The 13,471-nt window shown below is 47.2% G+C and carries 11 protein-coding genes; 6 read left to right on the plus strand and 5 right to left on the minus strand.

Annotated features, from left to right (window positions below; translation table 11 throughout):
• Nucleotides 1–5: 5 nt before the first annotated feature.
• Nucleotides 6–4,424: a hypothetical protein gene (locus DES35_RS10495; protein ID WP_114366520.1), complete on the minus strand. Its 4,419-nt coding sequence runs from the start codon at nucleotides 4,422–4,424 to the stop codon at nucleotides 6–8.
• On the minus strand, nucleotides 4,421–5,269 hold the full coding sequence (gene prmA / locus DES35_RS10500) for a 50S ribosomal protein L11 methyltransferase (protein WP_037359726.1): 849 nt from the start codon (nucleotides 5,267–5,269) through the stop codon (nucleotides 4,421–4,423). The genes DES35_RS10495 and prmA overlap by 4 nt, the downstream gene beginning before the upstream one ends.
• A gap of 214 nt (nucleotides 5,270–5,483) precedes the next feature.
• Here prmA and DES35_RS10505 point away from each other — a divergent pair, with 214 nt between their 5' ends.
• The 6 genes from DES35_RS10505 (at nucleotide 5,484) to DES35_RS10530 (ending at nucleotide 10,484) form a co-directional block, all read left to right on the plus strand.
• Nucleotides 5,484–5,834, plus strand: coding sequence for a hypothetical protein (locus tag DES35_RS10505; protein ID WP_037359723.1), 351 nt, complete (start codon nucleotides 5,484–5,486; stop codon nucleotides 5,832–5,834).
• Between the two features lie 5 nt (nucleotides 5,835–5,839).
• Nucleotides 5,840–6,604 carry an SDR family NAD(P)-dependent oxidoreductase gene (locus tag DES35_RS10510; protein ID WP_114366530.1) on the plus strand — a complete coding sequence of 255 codons (765 nt, stop codon included), beginning with the start codon at nucleotides 5,840–5,842 and terminating at the stop codon, nucleotides 6,602–6,604.
• Nucleotides 6,601–7,734, plus strand: coding sequence for a DNA-processing protein DprA (gene dprA, locus DES35_RS10515; protein ID WP_114366521.1), 1,134 nt, complete (start codon nucleotides 6,601–6,603; stop codon nucleotides 7,732–7,734). Before DES35_RS10510 ends, dprA begins: the two co-directional genes overlap by 4 nt.
• Nucleotides 7,731–8,732 carry a single-stranded-DNA-specific exonuclease RecJ gene (locus tag DES35_RS10520; protein WP_114366522.1) on the plus strand — a complete coding sequence of 334 codons (1,002 nt, stop codon included), beginning with the start codon at nucleotides 7,731–7,733 and terminating at the stop codon, nucleotides 8,730–8,732. Before dprA ends, DES35_RS10520 begins: the two co-directional genes overlap by 4 nt.
• A 17-nt stretch (nucleotides 8,733–8,749) precedes the next feature.
• Nucleotides 8,750–9,451: a DHHA1 domain-containing protein gene (locus tag DES35_RS10525; protein WP_114366523.1), complete on the plus strand. Its 702-nt coding sequence runs from the start codon at nucleotides 8,750–8,752 to the stop codon at nucleotides 9,449–9,451.
• Between the two features lie 121 nt (nucleotides 9,452–9,572).
• Nucleotides 9,573–10,484 carry a Ppx/GppA phosphatase family protein gene (locus tag DES35_RS10530; protein ID WP_037359714.1) on the plus strand — a complete coding sequence of 304 codons (912 nt, stop codon included), beginning with the start codon at nucleotides 9,573–9,575 and terminating at the stop codon, nucleotides 10,482–10,484.
• 714 nt (nucleotides 10,485–11,198) lie between these two features.
• Here the strand turns inward: DES35_RS10530 and DES35_RS10540 are convergent.
• Genes DES35_RS10540 through DES35_RS10550 form a run of 3 tightly spaced genes read right to left on the minus strand, consistent with a single transcriptional unit; the run spans nucleotide 11,199 to nucleotide 13,468 of the window.
• Entirely contained in the window at nucleotides 11,199–12,155 is a 957-nt protein-coding gene (locus DES35_RS10540; RefSeq protein ID WP_114366525.1) for a KpsF/GutQ family sugar-phosphate isomerase, read from the minus strand.
• The gene (kdsA, locus tag DES35_RS10545; protein ID WP_037359706.1) at nucleotides 12,152–12,931 is read right to left on the minus strand and encodes a 3-deoxy-8-phosphooctulonate synthase; all 780 of its coding nucleotides are present in this window, start codon (nucleotides 12,929–12,931) and stop codon (nucleotides 12,152–12,154) included. Before kdsA ends, DES35_RS10540 begins: the two co-directional genes overlap by 4 nt.
• Nucleotides 12,932–13,468 (minus strand): KdsC family phosphatase, encoded by a 537-nt coding sequence (locus DES35_RS10550; RefSeq protein ID WP_037359704.1) that lies wholly within the window; start codon nucleotides 13,466–13,468, stop codon nucleotides 12,932–12,934. It lies immediately after the preceding gene.
• Nucleotides 13,469–13,471: the final 3 nt, after the last annotated feature.

A 13,471-nucleotide genomic window follows, 5' to 3' on the forward strand; every position in this document is an offset into this window, starting at 1 on the left:
CCTGGTTATTCAATATCTGTGTCCATCCTGTTCAGAAATCTGTTTAACCGTCCACGAGTGCCAGCGGTATAGGTGTAAGGTTGCTTTCCTTTTTCTTCTTTTTTACGGGCGTCAGGCTTTGTATTGACAATGATGTCCAGTAGTTCTTGGTCAGGAGAGTAAAATTCCATAACATTTCGACGGTATTGGAAGAAATACACATCTTTCTTTCCGAGGTCAATGTAGATTGAAATTTCATCCCCTCTTCTCTTGCGGGCGATTTCAAATATTCCGTTTACTTTTTTGTTGATTTGTGTCTTTCCGACTGTGCCTATGCCTATCAAACCTTCGGAAAGAAAAGAGTTGGTTTCAGGGTTCCATTTCAGTTGAAGATCGCTGAAAGTGATTGTGCTGAGAAAGGGCTTTGGAACTTTTTCCGGTAGACCTGTTTTTCTGAATTCGTCGAGAAATCGCTGGCGCTCCTTACCTTCAAGCATTTCATTGATGGCAATGAGAAATGCCCTTCGTGTTAGATCGGCTGACGGAAGGTCTGAGGCATCTTTGAGTTTTTGAGTAATGGCCTTGAGCACATCGTCATTGAAGTGAAAATCAAAACCCATCCACATATCGATGGTTATTTCGTCATTTTGGAGTCTGTGTCGGATGGTGCCATATGCATCAATTTCTACCAGGCCGGTCCGATCGCCAAACGAAAGACGCCCCTCTCCATACATTTCACAAGTCTTGATGTTTAATGCCAGATAGTTTCCTTTTGCATCGGGGTTTTTGACTTTTTCAGCGGAGGTGATGATGTAACTGTTCATGGACTTGTCGAAATACAACTGACCGCCAGCAAGTATAAGCTCGAGGTCAGCTTTCGGACTTTCTTTTGACAAAAAGGCTGAATAGCCCGTTGTTGAATCGTTGGAAATGTAAATGCCGTTGAAAATTCTTGCTTTGTTAAGTTCGTCGGCTGTTTCGGGCAGGTCAATTACTATATTGTTGGGATCGATGATGGATTTAAAGGGAAACCAATCGGTCTGAATGCGGCTGCAGGCGTGCTGGATTAAGGTGTAGCCATCGAAGGTTAATTGTTTTTCGGGTGCAGTGAGGAGGGCCTTTCCATAGAAGGCAAAATAAGTGCTTAGGTAAAATGCGTCTTCTTCTTTGATCTGAGCCCGTGCGTTCGTCACTCCTTGCCTGTTTACGCTGATTTCTTCAAAATACAATGGCCAGGCGGTATTGTCTTCATCGATGTAATCATAATAGCCGGAGCCTGAGTAGTTGTTTCGGGAAGCAATCTTTACGGTTGCTTTTTCAAATTTGTGGTATTTGGTGTGGCGATTGGCGATGATTTGTGCATTTTGGAGGGTACGCATTTCTGCCTGAGGGTCTATTATCACATATCCTGTATCGGGATATATAGTAGCATCTGCAACTTCTATTTCAAAAGCTTTGAACACCTCCAGATAATTTTCCACCATTTTTAACTTTACGCTATTGGCCACAAACTGAAGACTGTCTTGTTCGCGTTTTGTACTGACCATGCGAGAGGAGGGCATCTGACTTTTTTTCATCACTTCAATGGATTTTTCGGCGATGTGCCAGTCGGCATGGTCCATAAAGGCTATGTATTGATGCTCCGGAAAATTCATATATTGAGCCGGAGAGTGCAGGGTGAAATTACCTTTCATGTGATCAAAGTTTACATAGGCTGTGGCTGCCAGGGTCTCAAATACCCAAGGACCTGTATCGTAAGGCCTTACCCTGAAGTTGGATGTATCGGCAGAAAATTCCCTTCTTCTGAAAGAAAAATTTCTGGATTTCATTTCAGAATTCTGAAAAGCAATTGCGGCATTTCCTGTCAGTCCTGCAGGTGAAAGCGCCATAGTGCCTTCGGCTTTCATCTTTATGTCGTCGTACATTTGAAATGGACTGATGGTGTTTTTTGTAAACATGACATCATTTTTGGGCTCCCAGTGCAGTACTACACCTTGGGCAGCCAGAGTGGGTACATTGTATTTGCTGTCTTCCTTGATGGAATACGATACGTTTAAAGCATTTGTAGAATCCGGAAAAAAGAAAAATTCAGATGCTATGGCAGATGAGGTCAGATAGTCGATTCGGCCGTCACCTCGAAGTCCCAGGTTGGAAAGCGATAGTTTTTGGGAATAGGTGCCTTTGCCCCCATAGGCTGATAGGCCTTCGGCAGCTGTCTGCATTTCAAAGCCAAGCGAATAGTCGCGCTGTACTTTGATGGTCTGCTGAATGTCGGGAAATATGCCGGCACTGACCAGTGTTCCGTCAAAGGAAATACCCTCTGTTTTCTTATTGTCGAGGCTGTCAATGGTGAACGGTTCAAGTCGCACATAGAAGTTCTTTTTGTTATATGCGCCATTGTGAATGGAAGGTTTGTCGTAGTAGACGTAGCTTTCTTTAATTGAGCGGAAAATGGGATATTCACCAAAAGATTTTCTCCCTGATTTGTTGTTGGGTTTGTCAATGTCGAGTTGACCGGTGAGGTCAGCCAGCACACTTTGTACATTGACCAATGTGGTTAAGCCTGTAGCATCTTTTTCAAAACTTTCAACAGCAAATCTCATGGAATCGATGGCAGGCATGTCTATGATGAAATTGTCGTATTTAAATTTAAATTCCCTGCCCCAAAAGCTGAACCTGCCTGCCACAATCCGACCGGCAAAATCGAAATTCAGATTTCGGTGCATGACGATTTTCTTGTCCACCGGAAAGAGTCCTACCTTTTGTGAATCGCTTAACGTGATGACTGATACACCGTCTATTATCAGGTCTTTAGTCAGCAAACTAAGGGTAGCATTTGGTTTACCACTGACGGATGAAACAAACTGGATGACGTCAAAGTCCCTTTTATCGAGGTAGTTGTCGATATATTCGTACGTTCGGGGCAGTATCGTGGCTGTGTGTGTGTTCAGATCGTACTTAAGAAAGCCCTCTATTGCCAGATTCATCAGAAAAATTTTACCATTCTGAGGATTTATGCGCAGGTATTGAGCTACTTTGTCTGCTTCCAGAGTCTCTGAACCGAAATATTTACTCATTTCGACGACTTCCATCAGAGGGTGTTTGTTGCTTAACCCACGCAATCGGTCCATGCGTTCTTCGCGGTAGTATTGTGCTGATTCGAAGGTGGCGGGGATTTCTATTCCCTGGTTGATATTGGTAATAATCATCTTTTCCTCGCCCATTTTCCAGGCAAGTGTCTGAAATCGCATGATCAATTTGTGATAGGAGTCCACGAAGGGAGATTGTCCCAATCCCTCTTCTTGCCTTATGAGCGTAACAATTCTCTGCGAAGGAACGATTCTGTAGTAAAGCCTTGGATGATAAATGCTATCTTCATCAAGCATTAGCGAAAGCTCCACGGCCTCCGAAGTGAAGAGATCGGGCTTCAAACTGAATCGCTCGCCTCGAACAATGAGTTGAGGTTTTTTCTGATGAAAATGAACCAGTGTAGCGGGGGCATCTGTGGTGCCCGACGCAAATACTCCACCGCCCACTACCGAAAATCCACCAATGTAGTCTACATCCTGCAGTATTTCTTTGATCAGGATGTCGTTTCGGTATGCGTAAAATCGGGGGAATATAGCTGATTCGGGTGTATTTCTGCTGCTGAGGCGTTCTTCCAACCTGCCGAGTACAGGCTCTTTGAGATATACCTGTGTGTAGAGTGTTACGCTGTCAGCTTCAAAAAATGCTTTGGATACGTTGATCTGATAGTCTGAAAAGCGGGCTGTCGCAGAGTCTCTGCTCAGCCCGGCCCTTTCCCAATAAAGAGAGCCGCCGGTTCCTTTCCAGGTCAGGGTTTTTGGGTAAAAAATCCCACCCGTTTCTTCGATAAATGTGGAGTCGCCTCTGAAAGTGGCATAAAGATCCGTTGCAGGAATTTTAAATAAAGGTTCGTCCGTAAATTCAAATTCAAATACCCCGGTATATACCCATCTGAGTTGACCATCGTTGTAAAGTTCGCTTTTTAGAAAAGCTCCATGTATCACGGAGAGATAATCTCTGATGGCTTTGTTGGGATTTTTTGCAGCAAAAACTTCAAAATCGCGATGAAATTTTGAGGCTTTATCCGTGTCCTCTTGCTCTGCCATGTGAGCGAGTATTCTGAACCAATGCTCCCAGGCATCAAGATCGAGCATTCGCTTTTTCAGAAAGGTGTTGCTGGTTTTTACAATCAATTCAAAGTCAGTACGCGATAATTTCCCCGTAGATAGTATCTGAGCTATATGATTGACGATCCTGGTGGCTCGGTCTTTATCTTGATCTTTGAGTATCTCCAGAACTTCGATCTTCCAGGCTGCTGTATCGGCTGAAAAACTCCTTACCTTCTGTGCTTTTAGCTGAAAGCTAAAACTTAATGAAAACAACAATAGTGTGAATGAACGCAGGGTTGTGTATCTCATTCCTCTTTTTTGTAGGTATAGTGAAGCGAAAGCCAGTTGTTGAGTTGAAAACGATTGTTTAAGCGCAAATCGTGTGCTAAGCAAACCCGGTGAATTTCATCGAAGTCACTATCATAGAATCCTGAAACCAACAAACTGCCACCCATATTCATGTGATGCACGTATTTCGGGATATCGGCCAGTAATACGTTCCTCTGAATGTTGGCAAGCACTATGTCGAAAGTGCCGCTGATGGAGTTGGCATCTCCTTGATAAACAGGCAGGTCTACGTGGTTGAGTAAAGCATTCTCCATTGTATTGGCCACTGCCCATTCGTCTATATCGATTCCTGTAGCATGTGCAGCCCCTGATTTTAGGGCTAATATTCCTAGAATTCCCGTGCCACAGCCCATGTCAAGTACATTTTTGCCCTTAAAATCCATGGCCCGCATCAGCATGCACATGCCGTATGTGGTGGAGTGGTGACCGGTGCCAAAAGCCATTTTTGGATAGATGGTAATGATGTGCTCAAACCCCTCTTTGTCGGGATGAAATGGAGCTTTAATGTATAAAAAACCTGGAATTTCTACAGGCGAAAAATGTTTTTCCCACTCTTCGTTCCAGTTTTGTTGGATTTGTCGTTCTGTGGTGTAGCTTATCTGGGTCTTGGCGTTGTAGCGGCTTATGATCAGGTGTACATTATCTGTCCGTACTTCACTTTCCAATCCCCATGCTGTGAAACCATTGGCGTGATCTTCAAACATGTCAAATCCAATTTCGGCCAGTTCCGCAATCATAAGGTCTTTCCATGGATCTGTCTCTGACAGAGCAAAGTGATAGCCAATAAACACAGTATTGTGCTGCATTACTAAAAAAATTGCTTTTTCAGGTACAAATGTAGGCTTTTGGCCAGTGGTCTGTAAGGCGGATGAGCAGCACGGTACACCAAAACTTTTATCCGCAAAATCGCATCAGCTGCTTCTAAAATGGAGATTTGTAGCGACAAAAAAGTTCCGAATGGATTGGAGGTGAGCTCTCCCTGTCCATACCCTGCAAAGTTCTCAATATTTTTGTGCCGTTATGGACAGGGAAATTTTGAAGGAAAAATGGGAACGCCTGGTTGGACTGTTGAGTCAGAGATTTAGTCAGGGTGAGGATCTTGACCTGGATGGTATTTTGTTTTTAATCGGAGTACAGGAATTGGGCAAAGGCTACAAAAGGTTTAAAAAGGATGAAAAAATCAACTTGATGCACATAGCCATTTGCAGACTTTTACAGCCTTATGGTTATTATGAATTTGAAGGGATAGACTCAGATGGATGGCCGCATTACCGCCTGGTGCAGGAGCTTCCCCGTTTGAAGCCCGGCGAACAATCCTGGCTGATGAAAGAAGCCGTCATACAGTATTTTGAAGAGCTGGACTTAATCTGATGTTTATGACAAAACTAACTATATGGATTACCGGCGCAAGTGCCGGATTTGGCAAGGCTACAGCGCTAAAGCTAGCTGCCGAAGGACATAACCTTGTCCTCATGGCCAGGCGCGCCGATCGCCTGGCTGAGGTGGAGAAAGAGTGCCAAATGTCGGGTTCGAACACTTTGTCGCTACCTGCTGATGTCAGAATTCAGCACGATATAGAAGTCGCAGCCAGTAAAGCTGTTGAACATTTTGGCCCGCCGGACGTACTGGTCAACAATGCAGGTCTGGCTCTTGGTCTCGACAGATTTGACCTGGCCAATCCGGAGCACTGGAACACCATGATCGATACCAATGTAAAAGGACTCCTCTACATGGGCAGAGCTGCTGCCAAATACATGATTGAAACTGGTAAAGGCCATATCATCAACATCGGCTCTCTGGCGGGTAAAGAAGTCTATCCAGGTGGACACGTGTACTGTGCCACCAAGCATGCAGTGGAGGCCATAACCAAAGGCATGCGACAGGATTTGTTTAAGTTTGGCATTCGCGTGAGTCAGATCTCACCCGGTCTTGCCGAAACAGAATTTTCCACCGTACGATTTGAAGGCGACCTTCAGCGCGCTCACAACGTTTATAAAGGCATGCAGCCCCTTACAGCCGAAGATATTGCCAACTGCATCCACTTCGTTATTCATCAGCCTCAGCATGTCTGCATTCACGATATTGTACTGACGCCTACTGCACAGGCAACCTCCACATTGATCAATCGAACGGGCCAATGACCCAGACATTGCACCCTACAGACGATGAGCTTTTCTACTTCCTGGCACTGCACATGATTCCAGGGATAGGTCCTGCTTTGGCCAAAACCCTCATTTCCTATCACCACACTGCACGCCAGGTATTTCAGACTAAAATTTCTGCCTTAAGTACTACTCCCGGTATTGGGCGGGTACTTGCAGAGCGCATCCAAAACTTTCTCAAAGATCACGGCCGGCAGGTCGAAATGGAATACAACTACCTTAAAAAAAACAACATACAGATACTCGCCTTCTACTCACCAGACTTCCCCAGCCGACTCAAAAATATCCCCTCCTCGCCTTCCATTTTGTTTTACAAAGGCAATATCAACCTAAACGATTTTCACCTGGTAGCCATCGTAGGCACCAGAAAAGCCACTCCCTATGGCTCACTTGTCACTAAGAAAATCGTAGAAGACCTAAAAAAATACAATGTCTGCATAGTCAGTGGTCTGGCTTATGGTATTGATGTTATTGCACACAAAGCCGCCCTTGAACACGGCATACCCACCCTGGCAGTTTTAGCTCATGGACTCGACAGAATTTACCCACCCCTACATACCCCCGTCGCCAAAGAAATCTCTGCCTCAGGAGGATTGCTCACGGAATATTTCCGGGGCTCTAAGCCTGATAAAGAAAATTTCCCCGTCAGAAATCGCATCGTAGCCGGTATGTGCGAAGTCGTAATTGTAGTGGAAGCAGCCGATAGCGGAGGAGCTTTGATTACAGCAGATTTTGCCCGTAGCTATCGTCGGGAAGTCTTCGCTGTACCGGGAAGATTAGGCGATGTGTATTCCGAAGGAACCAATCAGCTGATCAAACAAGGCGAGGCGCACCTTTTTACCGATGCCGACGACCTTGCCAATATCCTCCATTGGGATCTGCCCGGCCGGGACCAACGGCCTAAAATCATTCAGGCCGACTTGTTTCCCCATCTCACCGATGCAGAAGCTGAGATTTACCAACTCCTTAAAAGTACCGAAAAAGTCCACATCGACCAAATTATGATGCAGACCGATCTGCCCCTCTCAAAACTACTGTCCATGCTCACAGAGATGGAGCTTAAGGGGGCTATTATCAGCTTACCTGGAAAAGTATTTCAAGCCCTATGAGTCTAGAACAGTACGAATGGATTCTAAAACAGCAGGAGATAACCCCCGATATCCTCGAACTGAGCCGGCAGCTCGATTTTATCCCTTCTTACAGCGCACTTCTCTACAACAGAGGTATCACCTCCTTTGAACTGGCACGGAAGTTTTTCAAACCCACCCCAGAGGATTTGTACAATCCTTTTCAGCTGGCCGATATGGACAAGGCCGTCGACCACCTTTCTGAAGTCATCCGAATGGGTAAAAAAATCATGTTTTACGGCGACTATGACGTAGACGGAACTACCTCTGTGGCACTGATGTCCCGATTCTTCAGAACCTTTTATCCCAACTTTACCACCTACATCCCAGACCGATATACCGAAGGTTATGGCCTTACATCCGTAGGAATAGCCAAAGCCGCTGCCGAAAAAGTTCACACCATTGTGGCCCTGGATTGCGGCATCAAATCACTGGCCCTCGCCAGCGAAATCGGCAGATTAGGAATGCACCTTATCGTCGTCGACCACCACACCCCTGGTGCGGTCCTGCCAGAAGCTGTGGCCGTTGTAGACCCAAAACGCCCCGACTGTCACTACCCCTTCAAAGAGCTTTCTGCCTGCGGACTGGCCTACAAGCTCGCCCTGACTCTGGCTCACAGGCTGGAGCTCGACCCGGAATACGTTCACAGCATGCTCGATCTCGTGGCCCTCAGCATCGGAGCTGATATGGTGCCCCTTGTCGATGAAAACCGCACCCTCATGAAGCTGGGCCTGCAAGTGCTCAATCAACACCCATCCCCGGGATTACAAGCCCTCATCACTTCAGCAGGTATCAAGACTCCTGTCACATCACATCATATCGGTTTCCTGCTGGGCCCCGAATCAATGCCGCCGGACGTATCGAACACGCCAATCTCGCCCTGTCACTCCTCACCACCGACCAACCCTGCCAGGCCAATCAAATCGCTCAGGAAATCGAAAAACTCAACACCGAGCGAAAAACCACTCAAGACCTCATAGCCTCCGAAGCCATCCACATGGTAAAACACAACCCCTCCCGCTATCGCTATGCCATAGTGCTTCAGGGACACGACTGGCTAAAAGGCGTAATCGGCATCGTAGCCGCACGACTCGTTGAGGAATTTCATCGACCTGCCATCGTATTCACCCGCAGCGGTGATTTCCTCGTTGGCTCTGCCCGCAGCATCCTCACCGTAAACATCTACGATGCCCTTAACTTCTGCAGCCACATCATCCATCAGTTCGGAGGTCACAGCCATGCCGCCGGCGTCACCCTGCTGCCCGACAACTTCGAACTCTTCTTTCACTCCATCAGCGAGGTGATTAAAAGACAAGCCACGCCAGAAACGTTCAAAAAAAAACTCTTCGCCGAAGCCGAAATCAAACTCGCTGACATCGATGACAAACTCATCAGACTCTCCACAACTCACCTACAGCCCACCGGCATCGGAAATCCAACCCCACATTACATCAGCCGAAACCTCAAAGTACTCAACAACAGCCGATTGATCGGCTCCGACCAATCCCATATCAAGCTCTACCTGCACGAACCCGAAACCAATACATATATACAAGCCGTATGGTTTTCTAAAGGCCATCACTTCCCCCACATCATCAATGCCGGCACCGTCGATGCCATCTATACCCTCGACTTCAACACCTTCAACGGCCACTCCGCCAAGCAACTCAAACTCCTCGACCTAAAAATCAATCCATAACCAGCCCTGTCCATTAAACCGCCTCCTTCACCCTTTTTAACAAAAATGCCAAGGCTCGACGCACCCAAAAAATAAAAGATACACACCCTATCTTTACACCATTTCACCCAAACTTACCCAAATGAACATTACTCAGCTCGCGGCCATCGACATCGGCTCCAACTCCATCAGACTGCTCATTTCCAATGTGATAAAAAGCAACAAAGAAGTCCACTTCAAAAAAATTTCACTCACCCGACTACCCGTCAGACTCGGCAGCGACTCCTTCACCAAGCAGAAAATATCAAAAAAAACTGAAAGAAAAATCATCGCCGGAATGATGGCCTTCAAATACCTCATGGAAGTTCATGAAGTATCCATCTATCGCGCCTGCGCCACCTCAGCCATGCGCGATGCTACCAACGGCCCCAAAATCATACAGGACATCCACCAAAAAACTGGCATACACGTCGAAATCATCTCCGGACAGGAAGAAGCACGCCTCATCAAAAACAACGAATTTATCACCAAACTCCTTCAAAGAGAGCCCAACATACTCTACATCGACGTCGGAGGCGGCAGCACAGAGCTCAGCCTCATCCAAAAAGGCCTGCTTACCGCCTCCGCGTCCTTCAACATTGGCACCGTTCGCCTCCTGAACGGCCTTGTAAGCGACAGCGATTGGTACTCCATTAAAGACTGGATTAAGCAAAATACCTCTCACATCAAAGACCTCGCAATGGTAGGCAGCGGAGGCAACATCAACCGCCTCTTCAAGCTCAGCGGCAAGCCCCAAGGCGTACCCCTTACCCTCGAATATCTGGAGAGCACCTTTGACTACCTCCAAAAATTCAGCCGCCAGGAGCTCATCCTCAAGCTCGACCTGAATCCCGACCGCGCCGACGTCATCCTCCACGCCTGCCGCATCTACCTGAGCGTTATGCGATGGGCAGGAGCCGAGCTGATGTATGTCCCAAAGCTCGGCCTGGCCGACGGCATCGTCCGGGAGCTGTACCATACCTTAACCCACTCCTCCCCTCCCAGTCGCAAGTAAATTTATCACCCCGGGTGCTTAACCCCCCGGCATTTCCACCATCGCTTTACGGATTCCAATACGTTGGGCGCCTCCCCCGGCCGCAATATCTGCGCGGCCGGGGGCCGGTCTACGGCTCCTATTCCCCTTGCAGTTCGGGCGTGGCACATCGGGCCGCGGTGGCTTGCTGCCGCTCCGCCTCCTCGCCCGTGTGCCACACGGCCCGCCTGCTGCGGCTCATATCCGCCTCCGCCCTGGCGCGTGTTACCACGCTCAACCAGCCTCCAGGTATTCATACTCAAGCCAGCAATGAAGTACTTCCACCAAGATACCAGCCATTTACCACACATTTAGCAAGTCACCAATCCAGTTTTACCAATCCAAAGCAGAATTACCCGCACCAAGCACAAGTAATTTCAGACTGCTGTCTGTATCTATCCCTGCACACTTTCTCCAATGTATCCTTGACCCCTGACTTTTTCAGACCAGCACAAGTGATGACGGCCCCTCTGACACATCCCTTGTCATCCGCATCTCCTTGCATCCCAGTCTTTTAACACAGCAGCTTTTCTAATCTCAGTTATCAGCATCCAAAGCCAATACCTGAGTTTTTTACAGTTGTCTCGTTCCGGCAAGTATTCCTTCCGGCATTTTACACGGGTACCGCTACCAAAACTTATAGAATTCACCTCCTTAAACGGAGAACCCGTTCAACTTCAGGCTAGAAGAGTCAATTTATTGAATATCGTAAATCTGAATCACTCCCAGAAGTTCTTCGGTCATCTCATCTATCACCACCAGACTGTTGATTTTATGATCAATCATTTTTTGCTCAGCCTCTTTGAGCGATGCCGTTTGATGAATGGTTTTTGGATTAGGAGTCATGATTTCAAAAGCGCGCAAATCAAAAGCATTTTTTCCCTTTTTTTCGAAGAGACGTCTGAGATCACCATCGGTAATAATGCCTTGCACCCTTCCATTGCCCTTGACAAGAGCCAGCCCAAGTCTACCAGCGCTCATCGCATTGATAACAATCGCTAGGGAGCTTTCCGGAGGCACAACCGGAAGATTCTCTGTACGCATGTGATCCTTTACCTTGCTGAGCAACCTCCGGCCAAGACTACCACCCGGATGAAAGCGCGCAAAATTTTCTTCCCTGAACCCTTTAATTTTCATCAGGCAAATGGCCAGCGCATCGCCCAGGGCAAGCGTTACTGTGGTAGAAGAGGTAGGCGCCAGCTCCAGTGGACAAGCTTCTCTGGTGATGGCAATTTGTATGTGAGCATCGGAATTACGCGCTAGTGTACTGTCGCATTTTCCACTTAAGCTGATCAGCTTGTTGCCATTGAGTTTCAGATACGGAATCAGTTTCAGTATTTCATCTGTTTCACCGGAATAGCTTATAGCCAGTATTGTGTCCTGGCTGTCGATCATACCCAGATCGCCGTGATAGGCTTCTGCCGGATGCATAAAAAAACTGGGAGTACCGGTACTGGCCAAGGTAGCCGAAATTTTACGCCCGATATGTCCAGACTTACCCATACCGGTTACTACCACCTTTCCCCGCGATTGGCTGATAAGCTGTACGGCCCTCAGAAATCCATCGTCAAGTGAAGCAGAAGTGAGCGCCAGCGATTCAATTTCAATATCAAGGGTTTTTCGCGCTGTTTCGAATATTTCAGTTGGATTCATCGGGCAATTAATTCGACGAGCAACTCTTCAAAACGGTCCAGATAGTACATATTTGCTGCATCACTAAGGCCTTTAGGCGGATCAGGGTGTACTTCAAAGAAGTACCCATCCGCACCAAACGCCTTGGCAGCCAGAGCCATAGGTTTTACCAGCGCGCGATTTCCCCCGGTTACGCCCCCTCCGGGCTGTTGCACGGCATGTGTGCAGTCCATGATCACAGGTACACCATGCAGCTTCATGGCAGGAATGTTACGGAAGTCCACTACCAGATTGTTGTATCCCATTATGTTCCCCCTTTCGGTCAGCCACACCTGCTCGTTACCGGTGCTTTTAGCTTTCTCCAGAGGATATTTCATATCTTCAGCCGTTAGAAATTGAGCTTTTTTGATATTAACTACACGTCCGGTTTGAGCTGCAGCTACCACCAGGTCAGTCTGCCTGCACAGAAAGGCAGGAATTTGTAGCACATCCACCACTTGCCCGGCAGGCCCAGCTTGATAGCTCTCGTGAATATCGGTGGTCACTTCCAGTTGATAGCGCGATTTGATATCTTGCAGCCAGGTCAGCCCCTTTTCCAATCCGGGCCCCCTGAAAGAGTGTACCGATGTGCGATTGGCCTTGTCAAAACTGGATTTAAACACGATGCGGTATCCCTTTCTGTTTTTGATGTCGTGCAGCACTGATGCCACCTCGTCCAGCAGACCGGGACTTTCCATCACACATGGGCCTGCAATCACTACAGGCCGGGACTTTGAATACTCGTATAAGGAAGTCATCTACAGCTCTTTTTCAATAAACTCTTCCAGTTTGCTCTCCAGATTCTGAGCTTCTACCAGCATGGTAAAAATCTCTCTCAATACCCCTTCTCCTCCTTTTGCCTCGCAGATGTAGTCCACCGGATGATACTTCTGCACCAGACCATCGGCTGGCGCAACCGAAAAACCAACCTGTTTAATGACTTTCAGGTCGTTTATGTCGTCGCCTATGTAGACAATCTGCTCATCCGTCAATCCATAGGTTTGCTTAAAGAACTGATAGGCTTCGGATTTTTTCTTTACGCCGGTTTTGACAAAGTGAACTTTCAGGGCTTCCATACGAGTGGCCAAAGATGTGGAATGGCGTCCCGAAATACATCCAAGCACAAAACCACAATACCGCATAAACGGAAAAAACTGGCCGTCTTTTACATGAAAGGCCTTTATTTCCTCCCCACGGCTGTCGATGATGATCTGTCCGTTTGTCAGTACTCCATCTGCGTCAAAGAGCACCGCTTTGATGGGTTGGAGTTTGAGTTGTAAAAAATCGTTTATCATTGT

It is taken from the genome of Schleiferia thermophila (assembly GCF_003337435.1).
Taxonomy (GTDB): domain Bacteria; phylum Bacteroidota; class Bacteroidia; order Flavobacteriales; family Schleiferiaceae; genus Schleiferia; species Schleiferia thermophila.